The sequence below is a fragment of the Psychrilyobacter atlanticus DSM 19335 genome, from assembly GCF_000426625.1.
In the GTDB taxonomy this organism is placed as follows: Bacteria; Fusobacteriota; Fusobacteriia; order Fusobacteriales; family Fusobacteriaceae; genus Psychrilyobacter; species Psychrilyobacter atlanticus.
Map to the genome: position 1 here is coordinate 1,303,029 of NZ_KE384547.1, position 26,271 is coordinate 1,329,299.

The window sequence follows — 26,271 nt, forward strand, 5'->3', positions numbered from 1 at the left end:
AAAAAGTCAACCCTTTTTATTCATTATAATTTAACTTTTTTCACATTTATTAAGTTTAAGTTAACAACAGTCTTTTACTTTGATTTACAAAGTTCTCCTTATTGTAACTTATAACCCGTTAAATTACAAACTTTATTTGCTTTTTCACTTATTTTTTATCAAATTTGTCAACTTATATATTTATACCGGATGAAAGGTTCGGTTTCTGTATATTTTGTGTTCTTTTTTTTGCACTTGTGAAATAAAGAATTATATTTTTAGGTTAAAAACCAAAGACACAGTACTCTTATTTTAGTATTTAAAATTAAAAAGTATTAATTTTAAAGTTCGTCCCATCCATCTATGGAGGAACTCATATTGTATGAAGTTACATTCCCTTCAAAGAAATTGGCTTTTACATTTCCCTCTCCTTCGGTATCTGCTAATTTTTCCAGATGTTTATAAGGGTTTTTATCGTATCCCTCATAAAGTTTATTCAATCCAAGACTTCTGAGCCTTTCATTGGCCAGCCATTTAGTATAGTCTTCAATAGTTTTTTCTGTAACCCCTAGTATTTTCTTACCTATGATATGTTTACTCCACTTTATCTCCTGATCTACAGCTACTTCAAACATCTCATATATTTCTTTTTCACTAAAATAATCTACGTTTTCTTGTTTGATCTCATTTATCATATTTTGAAATAAGACTACATGGGATAGTTCGTCTCTGTTTATTAATTTAATAATATCAGAGGTCCCCATCATCTTATTCCTACTGGCAAGTAGATAGAAGAAGTTAAACCCATTGTAAAAATACAGTGATTCTAACAAAAAGTTAGCTACCAATACCTTGGAAAAATTCTTATTGCTGGGAGTATCTATAAAATCCTGGTATATCTTTGCTATGTACTGGTTTCTTTCAAACAATACCTCGTCATCTCTCCACTTGTCATATATAAGGTTTCTCTTTTCCTTGGGAAGGATACTCTCAATTATATATTGGTAGGATTGAGAATGGATAGCTTCCTGGTATGTCTGAATAGCCAGGATCAAATTTACCTCTGGAGCTGTTATATAGTTTGAAATATTCGGAACATTATTGGTTTGGATACTATCCAAAAATACTAAAAATGACAATATCCCATCATACGCATCCTTCTCCTCATCCACTAAACTGACATAGTCATTTTTATCCTGTGTCAGATCTGTTTTTTCTGGAATCCAAAAATTCCCCATCATAGTCCTATACAGATTATTTGCCCATTGATATTTAACATTATTCAGGTTGAATATATTAGTTGTATCTCCACCTATGATTTTTCTTTGATCCAAGCTGTCTATCCCAAAAGGGTTAAATATTTTTTTTCTATCCACTACAGCTTTCACACTCCTCTTTTTCCCTCATTATATTACTGTTTTTCTGAATGGTTCTAGTATAATATATTGACTTACACTGGGTTTTCCATGCAGTCATTATAGTGTCGTATATATCTTTAGCTTTTATATCTTTGTTCAGGTCAAATAATAATTCCATAGATACACCTTGAGTGATCCATCTAGAGATTTTACTCATTACACGAACATATTCTTTGGGATCTATTTTTTTAGCTTCACTGTAAAACCAAGACCGGTCATTCAGATGTTTTACTACCCTTGGAACGGCTCCTTTTTGATTTTTTTCAATAAAGAATCTGGAGAATACTGGATTTACAGAAGCTGTAGCTCCCATTAGAAGTGATGTAGATGTGTTTGGTGCTACTGCTGTAAGTTCTCCATTTCTGATTCCATCAGCCGCTACCATCTCAAATACCTCTGCCCATTCCGATCCTATCTCTGAACTATCTATATAGTGTTGTTTTGGTTTCCCAAAGAATACTCCCTTATCCCAGCTAGACCCAGAGAACATCTTATATTGTCCTCTTTCCTTGGCTAAAATAGCACTTCCTTTCAGAGTATAGAGAGCAATTTTTTCAAATAATTTATCGACCTCTTCTGCAGACTCCTCATACATAAGGTATCTATATGCCAAATAATCAGATAGGCCCATGGCTCCTACACCGACAGTTCTATATAGTTCATTATGTCTGTCAGATTCTCTGAGGGGTGATTTTGTAAGTTCGATTGTATTATCGAGAAGTCTTACTGCTAATATACTGATCTCCTCCAATTCTTCATCTTGTACCTCTGCCAGATTTAAAGACAATAGGTTACAAGTGTGCACCTCTCCCAGTGTATTTTTAGATATCCCGACCGTATCTTCTCTCACTTCATCAAACTTTTTCGTAGGAGAGAAATTTGAAAAACTTTCCATACAAAGGTTTCCGTTACCAATCATCCCACTATGGGAGTTATGATTCATCCTATTGGCCGTATCTTTAAAAAAGATATAAGGCATTCCTGTCTCTATCTGTGTCTTCATAATCTCCTTTAGGAGTTCACGAGCACTTATTTTTTTTACTATTTTCAGATCAAAATCTTCCTCAAGTTTATTATAAGCCTCTTCAAATTCATCTCCATATAGTTCACACAATTCAAGATTATATTTCTTTCGAACTTCATACGGGTCAAATAAGGTCCAGATTTTATTTTCTTCTACTCTCTTCATGAATAGATCCGATACCACTACCTGGGGATATACATCATATGATTTACCTCTCTGGTCTCCATTTTCACTCTGAAGCTCTAAAAATTGTTCCATATCTATATGCCAGGTATCCAGTGCTACAGTCACAGCTCCTGCTCTTCTTCCTTGTTGATTTACAGCTACTGCAGTATCGTTTATTATCTTTATCCAAGGGGTTACTCCACCACTGGCATTTAAATATCCATTAACGACTGACCCTTTTCCTCTGATTCTGGAAAGATTTACTCCTACTCCTCCACCGTTTTTACTTATTTTTGCTATAGAATCTACATTATAAAATATAGATTCTATATTATCATCTATGGCACTTATAAAACATGAAGCAAGATTTCCATTGGGTACCCTAAGATTAGCTAAAATTGGTGTTGCCAATGATATTTTTTTTAATGATAAAACATCATAAAACTTTTTAACCTTTTCTACCCTGTCTTTTTTCTCATTCAGAGAGAGCATCATAGATATAGTCATAAATACCTCTTGAGGCAGTTCCCACACTTCCCCATTATATTTTAACAAGTATCTATTTATAAACATATTGGCTCCGGCATAGTCATAGTTCATATCTCTATCAGGCACCATGTAGTTATTTAACTCTTGAATTTCTTTTTTTGTATAATCTAATAGTCTGTTGTCATAGATATTATCTTTACATAGATCAGTTACAGTTTTATAAAAGTCACCATATGAATAACCTCTGCCGTGATATACTTCCCTTTCGATTTCCATCATTAGGAGTCTTCCGCCGACATTTGTCCAATGGCTGGATTCAAAGTTTGTCATAGATACAGTTAAGTTGATCAGGGATTCCTGTATCCTTTTAGTTGTAATATCTTCCTGATAGATAGTATCTATATGACTTTCTAACTCAACCATATTAATATCCAATCCTTCACAGGCTTTAATTAATTTTTCTCTGATCTTATCTACATCTATAGGTTCCTTTATCCCATCTCTATTGATGACCATCCTATTCATATTATTTTACCTCTTCTAAAAAACTATCCATAGTAAAGAATTTATTGTTATATTCAACTATTGGTGCTGACATTATCTTTGCCTTACTTGCTACAATCCTCAATTCTTTGATATCTTCTATATATTTAAACTCTGTACCACTATTAATCAGTTTAGACTTTAATTCCTCACATTGTCTGCAATTTTCTTTTCCGTATATTTTTATCATTAAAAATACCTCCTGTTGTGATTATAATTATTTTAAATACTAGATATAGTATACATAAGTTTTACCATATATTTGTATAAATTACAATTATAAAATAATTATAAATAGTTTTTAAAAAAATAAGGCAGGAACCTCCTACCTTATTTTTTCATATTCTTCCACGGTATCTATATCTAAAAAATCACTTCCATCAGAAAAATTTACATATTTTATACTATCTAGGTTATTTTTTATTATTACTTTTCCACCGGTGTCACCAGTTAACTTTAAGAGATCACCTCTGTATACATTTCCGAATATAACAGGACTTTTATTTTTACCTAAAAATCTTGGAACTACTATATATTGATCGTCAGAAACATCCATTATTTTTTCTATAACTTCACTGGTAAGAAATGGCTGGTCCCCGGTAAAGAACATAAAATTAGAGTCTATATCTGTATTGTTCACCCCTAATTTTATACTTTCACTTATTCCATTTTGCGGCATATCATTTATAATCGTTGTATAACCATATGATTTGGCCAGCCTCTCCACTTCCCTATACTGGGTAACTACTATAATACTATGAAAATTTATTTTATATAATTTACGAAAAAGGTGTTCAATCATTGGGATACCATCTTTTGATAGTAGGAGTTTATTCCTTCCCATCCGTGAACTAAACCCAGAAGCTAACACTATAGCTGTAATCATGAGATCCCTCCTACTGTTATATTTCTACAATTTCTCCAACAAATTTTCTATCGTATAGTTTACTTTTTATCTCATCTATAATTTCTAAATTTTTCATCAGATCTACCTTACTGAAATATATAACTTTTTTTCCCTTTGAGTTTTTAAAGATCCCGTCTTTTTTTAGAATGATTTTAACATAATCATCTAGAGTAAGGATATCTCCTTCCCTCTTCCCTACTAACTTACAAAATAATTCTACTCTGTGGATAAAATTTTTGTCTATTACCTTCCCTATATGGGTAAGATCTATTACACCTATGGTTATAGTGGTCTCAGTACATATAACTGGCTCAGTTTCATTCCACCCCTTAAGGGGTTTCATCTTTGAACCATCTGCCTCTACAAAAGTATAGTCAAAATATTTTATCAACCTTTTTAAATCTACCATAGGAAGACTGGACAATTTATCCTTATATTTAGGAGTTACTACATAGAGACTATTTTTTAGAGGGTAAGATATTGTATCTAAAAAATTTATATCATGATAAAGATAATCATATTTTAGAGGGGTAAATATCTTAGTAGTTGTAGTCATAAGAACTGAGTTATCCAGACTATACTCAATGGATAGATGGTTTAGGAGAGTGGTCTTCCCTCCCGCTCCTACTATGGATACCACATCCCCTTTTTTAATTTTTAAATCATTCATAACAAATAACCTCTCTTGACACAGAGATTCTCAGGGAAAAATATAGAGTTTCACAGAGTTAATCTCTGTGTATCTTTACATTCCCTCAGTGTAACTCTGTGACTAATTTTTCACTTTTTTTAGTTATTAATTTTTAATTTGAATGCTTTGTGTTTAACATTCCCATAAGTACTTTTTCAGGTGTAATAGGTAGGGTTCTTATTCTTACCCCTGTAGCATTAGCTACTGCATCTGCAATTGCAGGAGCAGATGTGTTGATAACTACCTCTCCTATTGATTTTGCACCAAATGGGCCTGTATGCTCAAAACTAGGTTTAAATTCTACCCTTATATCTCCAACATCACATCTAGACGGGATCTTATACTGCATAAATGTATCGGATATCATCTTACCTTTTGTGTCGTGCTTTATATCCTCAAATAGAGCTAATCCAATCCCTTGAGCTACTCCACCTTCAACCTGGATACGAGCTAAATTTGGATTAATCACTGTACCGCAGTCGACTACAGCTGCATAGTCTATCATCTCTACCTTACCAGTTTCTAAATCCACTTCAACTTCAGCAAACCCGGCTATAAATGGTGGTGGAGAAGTGTGTCCTCCCCAGGTACCGGTAGTTATAATTTGATTCTGCCCTTCATAGGCTACCAGTCTATATGCTATTTCATCCAGCGAGATCTCTTTCCCATCTTTTAATAGCAATGAATCTCCGTTAAACTCTATATCTTCCTCTGAAATGTCCAATATTTTAGAGGCCCCAGCAACTATCTTTTCTACCATAAGGTTAGCGGCTTTTATAACTGCATTTCCTGTAACATAGGTTCCACTAGAAGCGTAGGCACCTGGGTCGTATGGATTTACATCTGTATCTGTACTATTTACAATTATTTTAGATACAGGTACACATAGTATTTCTGCAGCCATCTGAGCTACTACTGTGTCACAGCCCTGCCCCATATCACTTACTCCTACTAACAGTGTGTAGAATCCATCATCATTTAATTTTAATGTTGCAGACGCTGTATCTATTCCGTGGATACCTGATCCCTGCATAGTTACAGCCATCCCAATACCTCTTGCCTTTGTAGGTGATAGCATTTGCATTGGATATTTTTTATCCCATCCAATCATCTCCTTACCCCTGGTAATACATTCATCCAAAGTACTACTGTCCAGAACAATAGATTTCTCTCCTACAAAACTATTTAGAGTAGGATTTACTTCCCCTTGCTTTACCAAATTTTTCTCACGTATTACACTTGGATCCATATCCAATTTTTTGGCCAATTCATTGACTGCAGATTCCAATGCAAATGTTCCTTGTGTAGCCCCATAACCTCTAAATGCTCCTGCTGTAGTCATATTGGTATATACCACTTCTCCATAAAATCTACGTGCCTTAGCTCTATACATAGGTAGTGTCTTTTGCCCTACCACACTAAATACAGTCCATGCGTGTTCCCCATATGCTCCTGTATTGGATAATCCGTGGATATCCACAGCATTTATGATTCCATCCTTAGTAGCACCTAATTTCACTGTTAATTTCATCTCATGTCTGGTAGTGGTACAGGTATGAGTTTCCTTTCTATTATATACTAACTTTGCAGGTTTCCCGGTTACTTTGGTTATCAATGCAGGATAGATTTCCATTGGAGCCGTTTGTTTCCCTCCAAATCCTCCTCCTACACGAGGTTTTATAACTTTTATCTTACTTCTCGGTATATCCAGTATCTTAGATACGTGTCTTCTCACATGAAACGGTATCTGAGTAGAACTGATTATATTCATTCTCTCCTGGAAGTCCATATAGGTAACTGCTATATAATTTTCCATCATCCCATGGATCTGTGCCTGAGTATGATAGCTGTGCTCAATTACTACGTCTGATTTCGCTAATTCTTCCTCTACATCCCCTTCTACAAGAAGATCCTGGGCAGCTATATTTCTCATGTGTTCGTTTCCAAAATTAAAACTTGTGTATGGTTTTTCAGTATGTATTATACTTTTATGATCTATAGCTTTTTCAAAATCTAATACCGGTTCTAATATTTCATAGTCTACCTTTATGAGTTTCATAGCCTTTAGTACAGTTTCTTCATTTGTTCCTGCAACTATAGCAACTTCATCTCCTACATATCTTACATATTCCCCCAATATTCTCCTGTCATGAGGAGATGGTTCAGGAAAAGACTGTCCTGCTAAAGTAAATCTTTTATCAGTTACATCTTTATAGGTCAATATACATTCTATACCTTCGATCTTAGAAGCTATAGTTGTATCTATCTTTTTTATTCTGGCAAAAGCATGGGGACTACGAAGTAATTTAACAGTCAGATAGTTGTGTCCTAATGCAATATCTTCAGTGTACGATGATGCTCCCTTGATGAGCCCCATCCCGTCTATCTTTTTTATTCCTTTCCCGACATATCCCATTATTTTACCTCCATATATTTTTTAACTGCTCTAAGCTGTCCCATGTAACCAGTACATCTACATAGGTTCCCAGTTAAATAATGCTTTATCTCATCTGTTGTAGGAGATTCCAATTCTCTCTTCATTGCTATTACAGTCAAAGTAAACCCAGGAGAACAATATCCACATTGATCTGCTCCTTCATCAGTTAAAACTTCAGCAAATTTTGCTACTTCGACACTTTCTCCCTCTAGGGTAGTGATCTCTTTTTTGATTCCTCTAACAGCCAATGTTGAGCAAGAAAGAGTTGGTTTACCATCTAATAATACTGTACATAGACCACAAGAACCAGTCTCACATCCTTTTCTTACATTTAAAAATCCCAGTCTTTTTAAAGCCGACTGTAGATACTCACCTTCTTTTATAGTTATATCTTTACTTATACCATTTATTTTTAATTTAATTTCCATTTTACTTTTCCTCCCGCCATCTTCTTTTTAAAACCTCTTTATAACTAATATCTATTGTTATAATTTTTTATTTCACTTCCTCTATACATCTTCTAATCAGAACTTTTGCTATCATCTTTCTGTATTCTCCACTGGCTCTCATATTTGTTCCAAATTTCATCTCATCTACTACTGCTTCTATATTATTCATCAGTTCATCGTTATTAATTATTTTTACTACTGCCCTTCCAGGTCTAGCTCCTACAGCTATTCTATATTCTCCACCTAGGTTGGAAACAGCACAATTTAAGATAGCATAATCACTCTTTGAATTTCTCATAGTTTTAAAAGCTGCTTTTTTTCCATCCTTTTTAATTATAATTCTTACCAATATATCTTTAGGCACTTTTTCCTCAGCTAAATATGTTTCTAAAGACATGACTCCACCCTTATACAACTCTATATGAGTATCCAAAGATAGAAGTGCTGTTATAAAATCTGAAAACCCATATTTAGAAGCTACTGTAGCCCCTGCAGTTATAACAGATCTTAATTGGATACCTACAATTTCCTCTACTGATTCAGCTACTATCCCATCAAAATTTTCCTTTAACAACTTATTAGTTTCTATACTTCTAAAAGTTGTCATAGGGCCTATCTCTATATTATTTTCGTCTTCTCTGATATAATCCAATTCTAAATTAGACAGATCTATCCCTATATTGATATTTTTATTTCCTAATCTCAAAAAGGCTGTCCCTCCTAAGATCAGATTATTTCTATTTTTAACTAAAGTTTCATACCCTTCCTCTATGGACTGAGCCATTAAATGCTGTTTTATTGTAAACATACTCTCCTCCTACGTTTTTTTCTTATTTTCTTTACTGTTTATTTTTTATTTTTCCTCTTTTTAACACCTGTTACTTTATAAAAAAAACAGCCGAAAAGTAATTTCAGCTGTTTTACTTATTTTAAAACATCTATGCTCTTTTTAATTTGATTTCTTCTTTTTGCTCTATTTCTTTAGGCAGGATTATATTTAATACAACTGCTATTCCAGCTGATACAACTATTCCAGATCCTCCAAATATTAATTTAAACGACTCAGGTAAATAAGCTAATGCTTCTGGAACACTTCCCATTCCAAATCCTAATCCTAGAGCCACAGCTACTATTACTGCATTTCTACCTACTAATTGCTCTTTTGTGATCAAATTTATTCCACTTATAGCTATCATTGCAAATAACATAACTAAACTTCCACCTATGACACTGGCAGGTATGATAGATATCAATGCTCCTATCTTTGGAATAAACGCTCCTACTATTAAGAACATGGCTCCAGTTCCTACAACAAATCTACTCATAACTCCTGTCATGGCTACAATTCCTGTATTTTGGCTGAATGAAGTAGTCGGTAAGATACTAAAAGAAGCTGCTACAACTCCTCCAAAACCATCGGCTAAGATTCCTCCAGATAATTCTTTATCTGTTACTTCTCTATTGGCTCCACCCATTGTTACTCCTGACATGTCTCCTACTGTTTCCACAGCTGATACTACATACATCAGCATCATTGCTAATATAGCGTCTAGATGAAATTCTAATCCATATGTAAATGGTTTAGGTACTACAAAGTAACTGGCTTGACTTACAGCTCCAAAATCGATCTTCCCCATAAATCCTGCTATTATTATTCCTGCTACTGTTCCAACTGCTATTGCTGCTGTTCTCCAAATACCCTTTGCAAATTGATTGAAGATAATAACAACTACTAGTACTGTTCCACCTAAAAATAAGTTTGATAATGATCCAAAATCTTTTGCTCCAAATCCGCCAGCTAAGTTTTTTATCCCAACTGGTAATAAAGATAGCCCAATAGATAAAACTACTACACCTGTTACGATTGGTGGGAAAAACTTTCTAACTTTTCTCATGAACAATCCGATAAATGCTTCAAATAATCCACCGACCAATGCTGCTCCTAATACACCCTCGAATCCATATTTTAATCCGATTGAGATCGCCACAGGTACGAATGCAAAACTTGTTCCCACAACAACTGGTAATCTAGCTCCAATAGGCCCTATTCTATATGCCTGAATCAATGTATTTATCCCTGATACAAACATAGTACATTGAATTAAAAATGTCAACTTCTCACTTGGAATTCCTATAACTCCTCCAACTATCAATATCGGTGCCAGGTTACTCACAAACATTGCTAATATATGCTGTAAACCTAATGGTATAGCTTCCTTCAGTACCGGTACTCCATCCAAATCATATGGTGATCTATTTTTCATTTTGTTCCTCCTAAAGTCTTTTTTATAACTCTAATTGTGGTTCGAGTAAACAAAAAATGCCCACTCCTCCCAATAAGTGAGAAAATAGGCATTTAGGTTAAAGAACTCCCCTAATAACTTAGTAGAATTCACCATATACTTAATTTTTTCACTCATAGTAGGTCGTTTACGGTGACCTGTAGAGACGCTCCTCCTTATTAAGAGCATATACGAGTTAATTTATGTGGTTATAATACGATATTTATATGACAATGTCAAGAAGAATAATAAAAAAAGCAATTAATCTCATTGAGATTAATTGCTTTTTTTATTAGAAGTGAATTCTCTAATTTTTTTAGGTTGATTTTATCCCCTTATAAAAATTTAAAATTAATATTATGAGGGTTCAAATGTATAAGTAAATACCATTTTTAACCTCTAATTTGTAAGTTTATAAATACAGGTGATTTCTTTGATTAATAGAAACATTTTTTTAAAAAATAAATTGTCCCTGTTTTTTTAGTCAATACTTATCCAATCCCAATAGTAAAGGTGTAATTACAAGGGGAAGTTTTTAGGAAAGCTTAGAAGTGAAATGAGAAGGTATTTTTGAAGTAAGACGTCAATGGATAATTGATAATGTACAACTAATAATGAAAAATCAAGAGATAGAGAATAGACCTAGTCAAGAATTATAGTAAGAGAAAAAGATTTTAAAAGGAAGAACACGAATGCTATCGCATACACAAAAAGACTATAATAATCGCTGATTTTTCTTTTTTTAGTAAAAAAACTTATATCCGAAGATCGCGAAGAATAAATAAAGCCTCATATACTTTTTATTTTTTCTCCGTAGACTTAGTGTAAAGTAAATATCTCTGTGAAACTCAATGCACTCTAGGACTCTGCGTTGAGAGGATTGATTATCTGTGAAAATTAGAGAATTTCTGTGTATCTCGGTAGAGATTCGTGTTCAGCGGGAGTTAAAGAAATTGAACGCTGATGCTATCGCATACACGAAAAAAAGTTGCTCTTTATTTAAAGAGCAACTAACATTTAAGTTAAAGTAGAAATTTCTACTTTAGAGTTTAATTTTTTTATGGTTTTTAGTAATGCCGGCAGCATTATAGTTAATGCTATGAGATCTGATATAGGTCTTGCTAACCATATTCCTTTTATTCCTAGGATATTTGGAAGTATAAATATAATAGGAAATATAATTATAACTTTTCTTAAAAAATTATAAGTGAATGCTTTTTTAGCATCCCCCATAGCTCTATAAACACCTGAAATCATGATAGTCATTATCATAACTGGAGCAAGGATAAATCCGTACCTCAAAGCCTCTATCCCTAACTCAATAGTTTCGCTGTCAGTAATAAAACTTTTTATGATTAGCCCGGGAAATAACTGGATTAAGAAAAATATTCCTAAGGATATTAAAGTACCGCTTTTTACAGCAATTTTTATTGCTTCTGAAACTCTAAAATATTTTTCAGCACCTAGGTTATGGCTTATGATTGGCTGTACTCCTGCTGAAATGCCTGAACTGATCATCAAAACAACAGAATGAATAGTCATATATATCCCATAAACAGCTACTGCAGTGGTACCTCCTAAAACTATTAATTTCATATTGAAGATACCTATTAATGCCCCATTTGCAAATGGTATTATTGCTGTAGCAGCACCTAATTTCAAAATATTTTTTATTATTTTAAAATCAAATTTTAAATCCTTTAATTTTATTCTCATTAATCTGTTGTTTTTCGACATAAAGTAAGCTATCATCCATAGGGGTAAAATACTGGCTATCAAACTAGCTATAGCTGCTCCTCTAACTCCTAAATTCAATGGGAATATAAAGATATAATCTAAAACTATATTGGTCAAAGAACTGGCCACAGCAGTCAACAAAACTAATTTTGGATAACCTTGAGCCCTTATAGCATTATTGAAGCTCAGTGTCACAGTATTAAAGAAGGAACAGAACAAAAATACTCTCCCATAACTTATAGCTTCTTCTACCATTTTTAAATTATTATCATGACCTTTTAAAAAATACGGTAAAAATAATACCTGACTTACTATTATTACTAAACATAGAGTCAGAGTTAGAAAAATTTGATTTCCTAATATCTTTTTCACCTTGTCTTTGTTCTTTTCCCCTAAGGCTATAGAGATCAAGACTCCGCCTCCAGCACTAATTAACACAGAGATTGAATTAGATACTCTAGAAAGCGGAAAAACCATCGCAACTCCTGCCAAAGATTCTGTTCCCAATCTATGGCCAATAAACATAGTATCTACTACAGAATACATAACTGTTACTACCATTCCCAATATAGCAGGTATAGAGTATTCTATTAATAATTTTGATATCGGTTCACTTTCTAATCGATTAATCATCAAATGCTCCTTATTTAGTTTCTATCTTCGTAAATTCAGCTTCCATCTCAATTTCTACACCTTGGTTTATTTTATCTTTTACCCTCTCATCTTCAGTATCACCTACTATACTTTTGAATTCAGATCTTTTATAGAAGTAGATGGCAACCAGCATAGCGATTATATTACTAGAAGATATAGCATACCATATAACCTTTTCCGTTTTACCTATAAAATATGGCAGCAACAATAGAGTAGGTAATCTAAATACCCAGAGTCTGGACATACTGAGATACATGGCTTTTTTTGTCTGCCCCGCACCCTGTAATGCTCCTGTAATTATAGGAAGGATAGCCAGCCCTATTAAACTTAAAGAGATATACTTTAAATAATCATTTCCTAGATATATGATATCTTTGTTGGTAGAGAAAAACCTAACAATAGTGCTTCCCCAGAATAACAGGATAGCCGTACCTGCTATAGAAAAAATTGCTCCTAAAACTGAACTCTTAAATACACATTCCTTAACTCTCTTCACATCATTATTTCCTATATTTTGACCAACTATGGAAGATACAGCCCCTCCAATTCCCATGGCAGGCATCACTATTAGTCCGTTTATCCTGTTTCCAATTCCAAAGGCAGCCAGGGTTAACTCTCCATAGGTATTTACAAAACTATTAAGTACAACAAACCCCATAGCTATGGTAGCTTGTCCTATAGAGGCTGGGATTCCTAATGTTGTTAATCTTTTTATATAACTAAACTCTGGTTTCAGATCTTTCAATCTTAACTTCATAGGAGTGTCCCTTATAAATAATTGGTATATTATATAGAATAACATTATAGCTCTTGCAAGGAGGGTAGCCAAAGCTGCTCCCTTTATTCCCAGGTCTAGGTAAAATATAAATATTGGATCCAGCACTATATTGATAGTTACAGATATAAGGCTGAGGATCATAGGAGATATCGTATCTCCCTCTCCCTGTTTTATAGATGAATATACAAAACCAGCATACATAAGGGGAGCTCCTCCAACTATAAGTACCAGATAGGTATAAGCATTGCTGTATATATCACCTGTTGCTCCCATAACTTTTAATATATATGGTGTACTTATTATTCCACTTATACTGAGTAGTATAGAAAATCCCATGGCAAAACTTACCAGCTGTCCTGCTATTTTTTTAGCTTCGTCTATTTTCTTTGCACCTATATTTTGAGATATTAGAGTAGTCCCGGCTATACCTATTCCCACTCCTAATGCCAGCTGTAAAAACACAACCGGCCAAGCCAAGGTCATAGAAGCTACTTCTACTGCACCTAATTTGCTTAAAAAATATGTATCTGTCAGATTATACATGGTCTGTATAAGGTTGTTTAACATTATAGGAAGGGAGAGTAAGATTATTACCTTATACATATTCCCCTCTAGTATCATCTTTCTTTTCTTCATTGTCTTCATAGATCACCCCGAATATAAGCTTTTTTTATACTATATATTCTACCACTAAAATAACTCCCTCTCAATACTGCTTCTTTTTATTTTAAAGGTTCATTATATTTTGTCTTGAGGATAATCAAAATAAAGAAGTTATAGATATATATTCATTCAAAAGGTTCATTTTTTAGGTTCATCTTTACTCATATTGAGACAGGGTATCTTTCAAAAGAACCTTTATTTTTTTTCTCAGAGACAGGGGTTCTAAAATTTCAGCTTCATCATAAAACCTAGAAAAATATAAGGTGGCTTTTCTGTCACTGGATTCACAGTAATATATATCTCCCTCTATCTTCACCAAAGTTGGTTTATAATGACTTATCCTTTTGAACCAAATCTTTCCCTGGTCTGTTAATCTAACCTTTACGATATTCCCGTAAGATAGGAAAGGATCAAAGTTTTTATGTACTTTGTCTATATAATCCGAATCCACATATCTTTTATTTTTTCTAAATCTTATAGAAGTTACCTTAGATATTCTGGATAGGTTAAAGACACTGTATTCTTCCCTTTCGTATATCCAGCAAAATAAAAAATTATTTTTCTCCTCAGATGTAACTTTAAAAAAATAAGGTTCTACTATATAATCATTCCCTAAGTGGGTTATTAAAACTTCTTCCTTCCTCTGTATAGCTTTTTGTATGGACTCATATTCAGAATAAAAAATTTTTCTTTCCCTCTTATAGTGAGGCTGGGATATATATGTTCTTATAAGGTCTCTAAAATACTCTGACTCATTTTGTATCTTATTTTTAGGAAGCAAATTATCATAGATTAATTGATTTTCTTTGTTTAGATTAAACTGTATCTTTTTGTTTCCCGAACTCTTCTTAAATGGATATTTATCTACACTGGTGTAGGAGCTGGTAAATAATCTGTTAAAAAAACTATTAATCTTTATATCAAAGTTCTCTATATCCCTAAATGTTATTTCATTGACAAAGTTTGGGACGGTAAACCTTATTTTCTTATCACTCATAACTTCCCTCCAATATTATATTAATCTCTACCTAAGTATATAGTAAAAATTAGTTAATTAAAAATTAAAGTCAAAAGATAGAAAGATAAGAGCTGACCTACAATATCCATGTCCCATATAGAAAACAAAGTAGAGGGAGTAATGGTTGCTTTTTCTACTGAGATAGCTTATAATAGAATGTAAAATTATAAATTAATTTATAAAAAATTTAATATAAACATTAGGAGGAACGTTGTGTCACAAGAATTAAAAAGAAACTTTTCAATCATCGCACATATAGACCACGGAAAATCAACCTTAGCTGATAGACTTATCCAATCAACAGGAACTGTTGCAGATAGAGATATGGAAAACCAGTTATTAGACAGTATGGATTTAGAAAAAGAAAAGGGTATCACAATAAAAGCTAATACTGTAACAATTAACTATAAAGCTAATGACGGTAAAACATATGAACTAAATTTAATCGATACACCAGGACATGTAGACTTTATCTATGAGGTATCGAGATCTCTAGCTGCCTGTGAAGGTGCACTATTAGTAGTAGATGCAGCTCAAGGTGTAGAAGCACAAACTTTAGCAAATGTATACCTGGCTTTAGAGCAAGACTTAGAAGTAGTACCAGTAATCAATAAGATAGATCTACCTGCTGCTGATGTAGAAAAGGTTAGAAATGAAATAGAAGACGTTATTGGTATTCCTGCTGATGAAGCAGTTCTTACATCTGCTAAATCAGGTATAGGAATAGAAGATCTTTTAGAAGCTATCGTTAAATTTGTCCCTGCTCCTTCAAACAGTGAAGACGGGCCTCTAAAAGCTCTTATATTTGATTCACATTTTGATGATTATAGAGGTGTAATTACCTATGTAAGAGTTATAGATGGAACTATAAAAAAAGGAGATAAGGTTAAAGTATTCTCTAACGATCACCAATTTGATGTTCTTGAATGTGGTATATTCTCTCCTGGGATGACTCCTACTAATGTATTGACTGCAGGATCTGTAGGATATGTTATTACTGGTACAAAATCTATCCACGATTCACAGGTAGGAGACACGATTACTAGTCTTAAAACCCCTTGTGAAACTCCACTAGACGGTTATAGACCAGCTCAATCAATGGTATTTGCTGGATTATATCCAATATCTACCGATGACTATGAAGATCTTAGGGAAGCTATTGAAAAATTACAATTAAACGATGCTTCACTTACTTTTGAACCTGAAACATCATTAGCATTAGGATTTGGATTTAGATGTGGATTCTTGGGCCTTTTACATATGGAGATCATTGTAGAAAGACTTAGAAGAGAATATAATATCGACCTTATATCTACTTCACCATCAGTTGAGTATAGAATCCATAAGGAAAATCAACCAATGTATACTATTGATAACCCGGAAGATTTCCCAGGTGGAGGACAAGGTAAGGTAATCGTGGAAGAACCATATATCAAAGGAAATATAATAGTTCCAAAAGACTATGTTGGTGGAGTTATGGAATTATGTCAATTAAAAAGAGGAACATATGTAAGTATGAACTATATCGATGATACTCGTGCTATGATCACATATGAGTTACCCCTTGCAGAGATCGTATTAGATTTTTATGATAAATTAAAATCTAGAACTAAGGGATATGCTTCATTTGAATATGAGATGATAGGATATAGACCTGGAGATCTAGTAAAAGTTAATATCTTAGTATCTGGTGAAGGTGTAGATGCGTTCTCATTTATCGCACATACAGACCATGCAACAGCTAGAGGAAGGGTAATCGTAGAAAAATTAAAAGAGATCATCCCAAGACAACAATTTGAAATACCTATTCAAGCTGCACTGGGAGCTAAAATAATAGCAAGAGAAACTATTAGAGCATTTAGAAAGAACGTTACAGCTAAATGTTATGGTGGAGATATAAGTAGAAAGAAAAAATTATTAGAGAAACAAAAAGCTGGTAAGAAAAGAATGAAGCAGATTGGTAATGTAGAGATACCACAAGAAGCATTCATCTCAGTTTTAAAATTAAGTGACTAAATAGAAAATTAAAACTAGCTGATAGATATCAGCTAGTTTTTTATTGTCTAGAAAATTATAAAAATCTGAATTGTGATTTTTTGGATACAAGATCATGTTGCTTTTTTGAAATAAAATAAATTTAGGTATTTCATCCATTATATAGTAAACTAATATTAATCAAAATATGAGGGGGAAATATATGAATTCAAGAATTGATGAAATTATAAAAGAACTACCTATGTATGAAAGAGCTGAAGAAGTTGATGCATTTTTAAAATTACACGATACTGTTATCCATGAATTACATATAGAATTAGACCGAGCCTATGATATCATTCCAAAAGAGGAGATCGAATCTGATATAAAAGATTTAGAATCATATTTAACTGAGGTCACTGATCATCATAAGAAGGAATTACTTCATGAGATTATTGCCTATATAGAGAAAAAAGTCTAAAATCTAAAATGTAAGGGAGTTTTAATTATAGCTATGAATACAAATAAATCTAAACCTGAGGTAACTTATAAGGAAAAACAATTAATTTTTTCTATGTTAAACAAAATATCACTCTTTGGCGGTTTAACTGCCGGAGAACTAGAATGCCTTATTCCCATGCTGACTACAGCTTCCTTTAAAAAAGGAGAGGCTGTCTTTACCCAGGGGGAATCACCAAATAATATCTTTATTATCCAAAGTGGTGAAATTAAAATAGTTAAACAACAGGATGACATTGAAATTGAATTAATTCGATTTAAGGAGGGAAATTTATTTGGTGAAACTGAACTTATTGGTATCTTCAAATATATTGCTTCTGCTATTGCTTTAACAGATGTAAAGTTACTTGTATTTTCTAAATCCGCACTTTACTCTCTGCACAGTAAAAACATGAAGTTGTTCAGCAAGATAATTTTAAATGTCGCTCGTGAGTCTTGTCGAAGAACTGCTAAAACCGATGAATATTGGTTGGATGAAATGGTTAAATTAAGAAAATTCCACAAAAAATAGATATAAATAGATATATATTTTCAATATCAAAGTGGTAGATATCTCTGCCACTTTTTTATGATTAAAAAAAAATTTAAACAGGAGTAAAAAAATGATAAATAAAAAAATAAAAATAACAGCTTTATTGAGTCTGGCTATATCCATAAATAGTTTTTCCATAGATGTCTATACCCCAAAAGCTCCACCCAGCATCCCTATGCTGCCTATGGAAGATGACGTTAGTCTCCATTATTATCAGGATGTCCATACAGAAATCATTCCGAAACTCATTAAGAATCAAGATGGAGTCTATGTCATTCCCACTAATTTAGGTGAAAATTTAAAAAAGAAAGGTATTGAATTAGAACTATTGGGAGTAACCAGTCAGGGGCTTATCTCCATAATATCCAATAAAAAAATAGATAGTATAAAAGACCTGGACAAAAAAAATATCCTTATTGGGGCTCAGGGTTCATCTCCCGATATAATATCAAAGTTCTTGTTTAAAAATAACGATATATCTCCTCTGATTACCTATAGATCCACTCCTGAAGTGGCTAAGCTGATGATCCTTCAAAAAGGTGAGAATGCTGTCCTTCCTGAACCTATGGCTACCCTTGTTCTGGAAAAAAATTCTAAATTGATCAGAACCGTTGTGTATAAGGATGAGTGGGAAAAAGTAACTTCCCTTTCTGGAATCCCCCAAGTAGGGCTGTATACTACCAGCAAATATAATAAAAGCCACTCCAAAGAGATCGAAAAATTTATAGATGACTATAAAAACAATCTGAAAGATCTGAAGAAAGATCCCAATGAATTTATAGATCTGGCCCAGATTAATTTTAATATTAAACTGAGTGATAGTGGATATGAAGAATCCATTAAGTATATGAACCTAACTCTTATTGATGGAAAAAAAGGAGATCAGCTGGTAGAAGAATATACAAAAATTTTAGGAGAGAATAGATGAAAAAAAAATTGATTCCCATCACCGTATTTTTAATCTTATGGGCTGGGATTTCGACTAAGGTATCTCCGCTAGTCCTGCCTTCCCCCCTACGGGTTTTTTATACCTCATTATTTTTACTCCAAAATAATTATAATGAGATCTTCATTACCCTGGGCCGGTTAGGGATCTCACTCATCCTAACCTACCTTATAGGAATAATCCTGGTTCTGGGGATAGTATCTTCTAAAAATCTTAAGATCTTCATTCGGCCTGTGCTACTTTTTATGCAGAGCACTCCTATAATTTCATGGATCTTACTGGCATTAATTTGGTTTAATAACAAGTATATTCCGATATTTATAATCTGTATCAATACTATTCCCATCCTGGTGTTAAATATAGTCAGCGGGATGGAGGGGATCGATAAAAAGATCTTGGAGATGGCAAGTATATATAATATCTCTAAAAAGGATTGTTTCTTTAAGATTCAGCTCCCGTCTCTTATCAGATATCTTCTTCCTGCCACCGAGATCATCCTTGGTTCCTCATTTAAGGTGATCATCATGGCAGAGGTCATCTCCAGGGTCAGCGGCGGAATTGGAAACGGTTTAAACATCGGATGGCTCAATATAGAAACAGATACAATTTTAGGATGGACGCTGATAATATATATTCTCAGTTTTCTTATCTCAAAATTAATTTTAACATCTTTAAAGAACCGGTTTAGGAGGTACTTATGATTGAATTAAAGGATCTTTCCCTCACCTTCCATGGGGAAAAAATCTTGGATAGGATCACATATAAATTTAAAAAAAATAAAGTCACTGCAATCTTGGGACCTTCTGGAGGAGGGAAAACCAGCCTCTTTAACATCATTGCCGGATTAGAGATAAACCATACTGGAGAAGTAGTTAAAAATTTTAAAAATGTAGGTTATATATTTCAGGAGGACAGACTCCTTCCCTGGGAAAGTGTCAAAGAAAATTTGAATATTATACCTGGAGCTACCGAGGAAAAAATATTAAATATACTGAAACTACTGCACATCCCCCATAAGGCAGATAATCTAGTTAAAAATTTAAGTGGCGGTGAGAAGCAAAGGGTTGCCATAGCCCGTGCTTTTTTATATGACACAGAGTTAATATTGATGGATGAATCTTTAAAATCTTTAGATTTTTCCCTAAAGATCAAATTAATCGATCTGATAACCTCCCTCCTGGAAAAATACTCAAAGACACTCATCATGATAAGCCATGATATCGATGAAATTTTACTCATGGCAGATGAAGTCATTATATTTTCTAAAAAACCAACTGTCATAGAAGAGGTTCTTACCATTGATTTTCCAAAATCTAAAAGAACCCTGTCTTCAAAAGAATTAAAAATATATAAAAATAAAATCTATGATGCGATCCTTAAATAAGGATCGTATCTCTTATAATTAGGAGAGTGAAGCCATGCAAAATATCTTAATATCATTAATTCTAGGCATTTTAATAGGTTCTATAGTGAAGTTTTCTGATAAGATGAAAAAATTTAATGGTGCATTTCAGCATCTAGGAGTAATTATTTTATTGTTTGCCATTGGAATTACCATAGGGATCAACCGATCACTGCTAAGTAATTTAAATAAAATAGGCGGTATCTCCCTTGTCTTTGCACTTCTCACTTCCCTATTCAGTATTATTTTAGTATTTTTTATGAGTAGAATAATAATTAAAAGGAGGAACAATTAATGACACTATCTATAGTAGCTTCTATTATCACTGGTATTTTAGGAGGATATTTTTTTATCCCTGAATCCTTTACCCCATATATCGATACCCTTATAGATTCAGCACTTTATCTTTTGATATTTTGTGTGGGAATAGATATAGGATTAAATAAACATATTTTTAAAGACCTAAAAAAACATAGTTTAATTATTTTGGTAGTCCCAACTTCTATAATTGCAGGAAGTTTAATAGGAGGACTTATTGGCGGATATATCTTTCATATACCTAAAAATTTAAGTTTAGCTATTTCTTCTGGTTTTGGATGGTATAGTCTTTCTGGGATCATCCTCACCCAATTACACAGCGCAGAGATAGGCACTATAGCCTTTTTAACCAATATCTTCCGGGAACTTATCACTGTGGTTTCTATACCATTCATTGCAAAATATTTAAATGACTATACCGCTATAGCTCCTGCAGGAGCTACTTCCATGGATTCTACCCTGCCTATAATCTCCAAATACACCAATCCGGAAACTGTTGTTATAGCATTTATAAATGGAATTTTATTATCGGGATTAGTCCCTATTTTAGTTCCCTTTTTCTATTCTATTTGATCACATTTAATAATTTATTTTATAAAAAATAAAAAACAGACAGGAATTCCTGTCTGTTTTTCATTTTAATATACTTTTAACCTTACATTATATATATATTTATTTACTATTTTGAACCTCTACCTTTAGTACTCTTTCCTTAGTCCTTTCTAACTCCAATTCCTGTTTTATTTCATTTTTTACCTTTATATTGTTTAACTGTTCTTCTAATTTATCATATTTAGAATTACTGCTATTTAAACTAGTTCCTTCACTCTTTTTTGAAAAATAAAAATGAAGTGTTTTCTCAGTAAAACTGTCATCTATTATTTCATTTTTAGATTCTGTATCATTTTTCAACATTATAGAATGAATCCCATTCAAAGGGATGTTTACAACAAGAAGTCCTCCATAAATTTCACCATATGGTTTCCCATCTACAAATACTTCTGCTGTTTCAACGTTTGTTGTAACAATAATGCTTCTTACCTCTTTAGTTGTAGTAGATGAACAAGCTGTCATGAACAAAACTACCAAACCCATTATAATATTTCTTATCTTCATATTCTCCTCCTAATTTTAACTAGTTGCTTCTAACTTTAATACTCTTTCTTTTGTTCTCTCAAGTTCTAATTCCTTTTTAATTTCATTCTTTAATTTTATTTTTTCAAGTTCCTTACTTAATCTATCTACCTCTTCATCCTTTGAAGATTCAGAATGATTTTTCATAGAAAAATCCGGCATATAATAATTTACGTTAGCCAATCTTCCAGTTCCCCCTGATGGATAGTCTATAATATAAGGAAGTCCATAAGCAAATAAGAAATTCCAAGTTGCCCAAGGGTTATATTCTCTGTCTAAATAAACAGTTTGAACATTTTCTTCATTTCCAACTTCCTTCAAAAGAACATACTCGTCCCCACTTCTACTTCGATTGCTTGCATTAAAAGCAAATACTTTCCCTTCTCCAATAAATTTTTTCCCATCGACATAAGCCTTTACAGGGGTTGCTGATTGAATTGTAACCATTTTCCTAGATGGTTCCATCATAGTCCCGCAACCTGTAAATAAAAACACTAAAATAATAAACAAATAATTTTTTTTCATTTCAACTCCTCTTTCCCTTTTTTTTACTATTTCTCTTAAAATTTAATGCCATAATCCCTATAATCCATCTCCAATAACTTAATTGTTAAAAAACAAAAAATTACATTTTAAGCATTTTTTAATAAAATAGACTTTTAAAAGTTTACTATATATCCATTGGAAAATCAAGAACTTTCAATTTCAACCCTTAAACACCTAAGAGTTTTTAATGAAATTTATTCAAAAATACTGTATAATAATATTATTACAAATAATAACTAGGGGGATTAACATGAAAAAACTTGTACTGCTTTTAACAATGATTGTTTCTTTGACAACGACTCATGAATTGTATGCCAAGGGAAATTCTGGAAAGGATAAACCGGAAAAAGAGAAACCTGAGAGGGATAAACCCGAAAGAGAGAAGCCTGAAAAAAATAAACATGAAAAGAATATAAAGGCAGAAGATGCTCAAGAAAACTGGGGTAAGCTAAAAGATCAATACGAAGATCTAGATAAATCTGAACAAAAAGAAATAAAGGAAGAAATTACTACTAAAAAAATAATCAGAAATGAGATTAGAAGAGAAATGGAAAAAAATCCTGATCTAGACTTAAGTTCAATACCACAATATGATCCAAATAACCCCACTGATCTGGAAAATTTAGTTGAAAAATTGATCAATGATTATTCTCCTAATAAAATAAATGAAGATACTTTAATAGCATTAAAATTAGCAGGTATGAGTGAGCTTTCTATAAATAAGATAGAAAACTCTCTTTCAAAATATATGGAGACCTCGGAAATTTTAGAAGAAACTAGTGATGAAACGGATAGTTCATCTGAAGACACTGAAGAAATAGAGATATAATTTTTTAGATCTATTTAAATATTAAATAAAAAACGTCTCTTAGAAAAATACTAAGAGACATTTTTTATTTTTTTTCCTCTATTTTTTCAAATTGATCTTTATTTACAGCACAGAGGGGACAAATCCAATCTTTCGGAATATTCTCCCATTTTGTACCTTTTTTTAATCCTGATTTTGGGTGACCTATCTCTGAATTATAAACATAACCACATACTGTACATGCCCACTTTTCCATTTAATTCCTCCCTAATCTTATTTTAATTAACTGTATCCATTCTTAATATTACCATCAAAGTACCACTTTTCCAATTTTTTATTCACTCACGAGTTATTCTAATTTAATGGGAAAATCTCTCCATACTTTTCATAGTTATCTATTTTTATATATTCTCCATCTCTATATACAGCAGGTATTACCCTCCTCCTCTTAATAGCATCTATTAGATCTTTTTCAGTTTCAATATTATCCAAAAATTTTGTACAATATTTACCTATTGCATCGGTAGTATGGCAATCACTGGCTGCTGTGGTAGCTAAATTTAGTTCAATAGCACTCTCAAAAGCGTTTAAGTTATTATAAGATTTTGTACTGCCATTAAAAGTCTCTATAGCAGTAAGGCCCTTTAAGTTTTTAAGGTGTTTACCGCATCCTCTGTTATTTTCCCTGAATGGATGAGCAGCAATAGTAACTCCTCCTTTGGAGTTTACTAGATCTATCAATTCCTGAGCATAAAGCTTTTTTGTAGGGATTTCATCTAATCCAAAAACCAATATATCCCCTTCATGAGTTAAAATTTCAGCCCCTACAAAGATCTTAAAATTATGTTTTTTTCCATATTGAGTGGCATATTCTTTAACACTATTATTATCGTGATCTGTAATACAGATCCCATTTAATCCCATGGTTTTTGCTCTTTTTACAATCTCTGAAATTTCTATGAAACTATCATCTGAACCTTCTATACAATGCATGTGCGTATCTATAAACATTTTTTTCTCCTTCTTCTAAATTTGATTAGTTTTTTCTGTTTTATAACATAGAGATCATGTCTTTTCTATGTCTGATCTTCTATTTTTCTTCAATAAAAAATGGTTCAATAAAAATATGAAGATTCTCCACATATATATTGATATTTTTTTCTATAAAGCCCATAGTAATGGCATAAAATATTAATCCCTTTAGGATTTCACTTTATAGAAATTTAAAGTTTATTTTAAATATAAAGGATGATCTAAGCAGAAAAAAGCGAATAGGTATAGTTTTAAAACTATAAGAAAAGAAGTTAGGAACAGAAATTTCTCTAAACTGACCTCATCTATACTATCCATTTGCAGTAGACCTTGTAACTTCCACCGGAAGTTTCAACTAATTGTCAGTTTCATTGAATTTTTTTCATATTTCCTCCTAAAATGTTTTTTATTAATTCATTATGTCTTATTTTACAGTATATTTAAATGCAGTGTCAACATTATTTTTAAAAATTTCATAATAAGATATGATATAATGTTTAGATAGAAAAAATATTTATGACTAATCTCTGGAGGAAAATATTTTGAGTTTAAAGAAAAGTGATTATATTAGAACCATTGTTATTGGAATAATTGGTGGAATAGCTTTATTGATAGTAACTAAATAATATAAAAAATGGAGGAGCTGTCAGCTCCTCCATTTTTTATATTATTATTTTTTATTCTCCAATTATCTCAATCCCCCAACTCTTTAACCATCTCTTTCATATGATTAATTTTTGAATCATTGGTTGTTCCATAAAGTATCTTCATCTTTCCCCCGTAGTTTTTATAAAATTTTATTTTTTTACAACTATAACTAAATGTTCAGTAGCATCTCTATATTGTGGTTTCTCGCAATATTCAGCTGCTGCTTTAATATAATTCTTGTAGAGATCATTTGATTTTTCTTTGACCTTTTCAATTTCAAGATTCATTCCAGAGATAAAACTTTCTGCACCAGCATAGGAAAGAATTTCAAAATTTGATTTTTTCATCTCTTTTATTGCCTGGGGTGGCGTAGTAAAGTGTACTGTTGTAAAAGCATTTTGACTGTCTAATTTTAAATCTCCATCCAACATTAGTTTAAAATTATTTTCATCATGAAAACTATCTGATAATTCATACAAACTTGATTTTAAAGTTCCCCAAGTATTTATATATGCAAAAATCGCAATCCCATCTTTTTTCAAAATTCTATGAACGTTATTTTGAATTTTAATCCTATCACTTTCATCATGAACATGGTACATGGGTCCCAAAACCAAAATCGAATCAAATTGTTCATCTGTAAATTGATCTAAATCCAGAGCACAGCTGCAATGAAACCCATGAGAAGAAAGTCCATGATATTCAAATTGTTCTTTGGCTATATCTAATTCAGCTTGAGAAAGATCAAGAAGAGTCATATCATATCCTAACTTTGCCAATTCAACTGAATATCGGCCAGGACCCGATCCAATATCTAAAATATTTCCTCTGTCAGGAAAATACTTTTTAATTAAAAACATAGTGCTTTCAAACTCCACAAGGCTGTATGAATTATTTAACCTTTCCAATTCATGAACAGCTACTTTATCATAATATTCTGTAACTTCATTTTTCATCTTCTTCCCCCTTAATTTTTTCTTTTTTGACCTATCTAAATCGATAAATCATATATAATAATTTTTTTAGTTTTAGATTTATTAGAGTATACTACATAAAAAGTTACCTTCACCCTTTTTTATTTGAACATTTAAAGGATTTTTATTTTTTCTTTATATAATCTATTTATAAAATTTATTTTATGCAAAGTATAGTTCTATAGTAGAATTTATCATTTTATC

General features: G+C 32.4%; 26 protein-coding genes and 1 riboswitch. Of the genes, 9 read left to right on the forward strand and 17 right to left on the reverse strand.

The genetic code is table 11. The features are described from left to right. Positions 1-320: 320 nt before the first annotated feature. The 12 genes from K337_RS0106595 to K337_RS17845 form a co-directional block, all read right to left on the reverse strand. Complete coding sequence (locus tag K337_RS0106595; protein ID WP_028855916.1) at positions 321-1,355, reverse strand: ribonucleotide-diphosphate reductase subunit beta; 1,035 nt, start codon at positions 1,353-1,355, stop codon at positions 321-323. Next, a complete protein-coding gene (locus tag K337_RS0106600; RefSeq protein ID WP_028855917.1) occupies positions 1,348-3,600 on the reverse strand; it encodes a ribonucleoside-diphosphate reductase subunit alpha in 2,253 nt (750 codons plus the stop codon). Before K337_RS0106600 ends, K337_RS0106595 begins: the two co-directional genes overlap by 8 nt. A 1-nt stretch (position 3,601) precedes the next feature. Further along, positions 3,602-3,808 carry a thioredoxin domain-containing protein gene (locus K337_RS0106605; RefSeq protein ID WP_028855918.1) on the reverse strand — a complete coding sequence of 69 codons (207 nt, stop codon included), beginning with the start codon at positions 3,806-3,808 and terminating at the stop codon, positions 3,602-3,604. Positions 3,809-3,943: 135 nt separating this feature from the next. Next, on the reverse strand, positions 3,944-4,504 hold the full coding sequence (locus tag K337_RS0106610) for an NTP transferase domain-containing protein (RefSeq protein WP_028855919.1): 561 nt from the start codon (positions 4,502-4,504) through the stop codon (positions 3,944-3,946). Between the two features lie 16 nt (positions 4,505-4,520). Next, positions 4,521-5,195 (reverse strand): selenium cofactor biosynthesis protein YqeC, encoded by a 675-nt coding sequence (gene yqeC / locus K337_RS0106615; RefSeq protein ID WP_037029227.1) that lies wholly within the window; start codon positions 5,193-5,195, stop codon positions 4,521-4,523. A 133-nt stretch (positions 5,196-5,328) separates the two neighbouring features. Continuing rightward, on the reverse strand, positions 5,329-7,632 hold the full coding sequence (locus K337_RS0106620) for a xanthine dehydrogenase family protein molybdopterin-binding subunit (protein ID WP_028855921.1): 2,304 nt from the start codon (positions 7,630-7,632) through the stop codon (positions 5,329-5,331). Then, positions 7,632-8,081, reverse strand: coding sequence for a (2Fe-2S)-binding protein (locus tag K337_RS0106625; RefSeq protein WP_028855922.1), 450 nt, complete (start codon positions 8,079-8,081; stop codon positions 7,632-7,634). The genes K337_RS0106620 and K337_RS0106625 overlap by 1 nt, the downstream gene beginning before the upstream one ends. A 67-nt stretch (positions 8,082-8,148) precedes the next feature. Beyond that, positions 8,149-8,910: an FAD binding domain-containing protein gene (locus K337_RS0106630; protein ID WP_028855923.1), complete on the reverse strand. Its 762-nt coding sequence runs from the start codon at positions 8,908-8,910 to the stop codon at positions 8,149-8,151. Between the two features lie 130 nt (positions 8,911-9,040). Continuing rightward, complete coding sequence (locus K337_RS0106635) at positions 9,041-10,366, reverse strand: uracil-xanthine permease family protein (protein WP_028855924.1); 1,326 nt, start codon at positions 10,364-10,366, stop codon at positions 9,041-9,043. Between the two features lie 135 nt (positions 10,367-10,501). Next, positions 10,502-10,599: riboswitch (purine riboswitch) on the reverse strand. A gap of 802 nt (positions 10,600-11,401) precedes the next feature. Continuing rightward, positions 11,402-12,754: an MATE family efflux transporter gene (locus K337_RS0106645; RefSeq protein ID WP_028855925.1), complete on the reverse strand. Its 1,353-nt coding sequence runs from the start codon at positions 12,752-12,754 to the stop codon at positions 11,402-11,404. Between the two features lie 10 nt (positions 12,755-12,764). After that, complete coding sequence (locus K337_RS17840; RefSeq protein ID WP_051251641.1) at positions 12,765-14,198, reverse strand: MATE family efflux transporter; 1,434 nt, start codon at positions 14,196-14,198, stop codon at positions 12,765-12,767. 175 nt (positions 14,199-14,373) lie between these two features. After that, positions 14,374-15,213 carry a helix-turn-helix transcriptional regulator gene (locus tag K337_RS17845; protein ID WP_051251642.1) on the reverse strand — a complete coding sequence of 280 codons (840 nt, stop codon included), beginning with the start codon at positions 15,211-15,213 and terminating at the stop codon, positions 14,374-14,376. A gap of 234 nt (positions 15,214-15,447) precedes the next feature. On the opposite strand from K337_RS17845, the gene lepA reads away from it, so the two are divergent. The 8 genes from lepA (at position 15,448) to K337_RS0106695 (ending at position 21,498) form a co-directional block, all read left to right on the forward strand. Then, entirely contained in the window at positions 15,448-17,250 is a 1,803-nt protein-coding gene (gene lepA, locus K337_RS0106660; protein WP_028855926.1) for a translation elongation factor 4, read from the forward strand. Between the two features lie 181 nt (positions 17,251-17,431). Next, the gene (locus K337_RS0106665; protein ID WP_028855927.1) at positions 17,432-17,689 is read left to right on the forward strand and encodes a hypothetical protein; all 258 of its coding nucleotides are present in this window, start codon (positions 17,432-17,434) and stop codon (positions 17,687-17,689) included. Positions 17,690-17,722: 33 nt separating this feature from the next. After that, a complete protein-coding gene (locus tag K337_RS0106670) occupies positions 17,723-18,238 on the forward strand; it encodes a cyclic nucleotide-binding domain-containing protein (RefSeq protein ID WP_051251643.1) in 516 nt (171 codons plus the stop codon). A 91-nt stretch (positions 18,239-18,329) separates the two neighbouring features. Continuing rightward, complete coding sequence (locus K337_RS0106675) at positions 18,330-19,187, forward strand: substrate-binding domain-containing protein (RefSeq protein ID WP_028855929.1); 858 nt, start codon at positions 18,330-18,332, stop codon at positions 19,185-19,187. After that, on the forward strand, positions 19,184-19,906 hold the full coding sequence (locus tag K337_RS0106680) for an ABC transporter permease (protein WP_028855930.1): 723 nt from the start codon (positions 19,184-19,186) through the stop codon (positions 19,904-19,906). Before K337_RS0106675 ends, K337_RS0106680 begins: the two co-directional genes overlap by 4 nt. Further along, complete coding sequence (locus K337_RS17850; RefSeq protein ID WP_051251644.1) at positions 19,903-20,589, forward strand: ABC transporter ATP-binding protein; 687 nt, start codon at positions 19,903-19,905, stop codon at positions 20,587-20,589. The genes K337_RS0106680 and K337_RS17850 overlap by 4 nt, the downstream gene beginning before the upstream one ends. A 34-nt stretch (positions 20,590-20,623) precedes the next feature. Further along, entirely contained in the window at positions 20,624-20,902 is a 279-nt protein-coding gene (locus K337_RS0106690; RefSeq protein ID WP_028855931.1) for a LysO family transporter, read from the forward strand. Next, the gene (locus K337_RS0106695) at positions 20,902-21,498 is read left to right on the forward strand and encodes a LysO family transporter (protein WP_028855932.1); all 597 of its coding nucleotides are present in this window, start codon (positions 20,902-20,904) and stop codon (positions 21,496-21,498) included. The genes K337_RS0106690 and K337_RS0106695 overlap by 1 nt, the downstream gene beginning before the upstream one ends. 99 nt (positions 21,499-21,597) lie before the next feature. On the opposite strand, the gene K337_RS0106700 is transcribed toward K337_RS0106695, so the two are convergent. Then, positions 21,598-22,041, reverse strand: coding sequence for a hypothetical protein (locus K337_RS0106700; RefSeq protein ID WP_028855933.1), 444 nt, complete (start codon positions 22,039-22,041; stop codon positions 21,598-21,600). Positions 22,042-22,056: 15 nt separating this feature from the next. Next, on the reverse strand, positions 22,057-22,584 hold the full coding sequence (locus K337_RS0106705; RefSeq protein ID WP_028855934.1) for a hypothetical protein: 528 nt from the start codon (positions 22,582-22,584) through the stop codon (positions 22,057-22,059). A gap of 271 nt (positions 22,585-22,855) precedes the next feature. On the opposite strand from K337_RS0106705, the gene K337_RS0106710 reads away from it, so the two are divergent. Then, complete coding sequence (locus K337_RS0106710; protein WP_028855935.1) at positions 22,856-23,434, forward strand: hypothetical protein; 579 nt, start codon at positions 22,856-22,858, stop codon at positions 23,432-23,434. 64 nt (positions 23,435-23,498) lie between these two features. On the opposite strand, the gene K337_RS19550 is transcribed toward K337_RS0106710, so the two are convergent. The 3 genes from K337_RS19550 to K337_RS0106730 form a co-directional block, all read right to left on the reverse strand. After that, entirely contained in the window at positions 23,499-23,669 is a 171-nt protein-coding gene (locus K337_RS19550) for a rubredoxin (RefSeq protein WP_084140806.1), read from the reverse strand. A 98-nt stretch (positions 23,670-23,767) separates the two neighbouring features. Continuing rightward, the gene (locus tag K337_RS0106720) at positions 23,768-24,424 is read right to left on the reverse strand and encodes a PHP-associated domain-containing protein (protein WP_028855936.1); all 657 of its coding nucleotides are present in this window, start codon (positions 24,422-24,424) and stop codon (positions 23,768-23,770) included. An 818-nt stretch (positions 24,425-25,242) separates the two neighbouring features. Further along, positions 25,243-26,049 carry a class I SAM-dependent methyltransferase gene (locus tag K337_RS0106730; RefSeq protein ID WP_028855937.1) on the reverse strand — a complete coding sequence of 269 codons (807 nt, stop codon included), beginning with the start codon at positions 26,047-26,049 and terminating at the stop codon, positions 25,243-25,245. Positions 26,050-26,271: the final 222 nt, after the last annotated feature.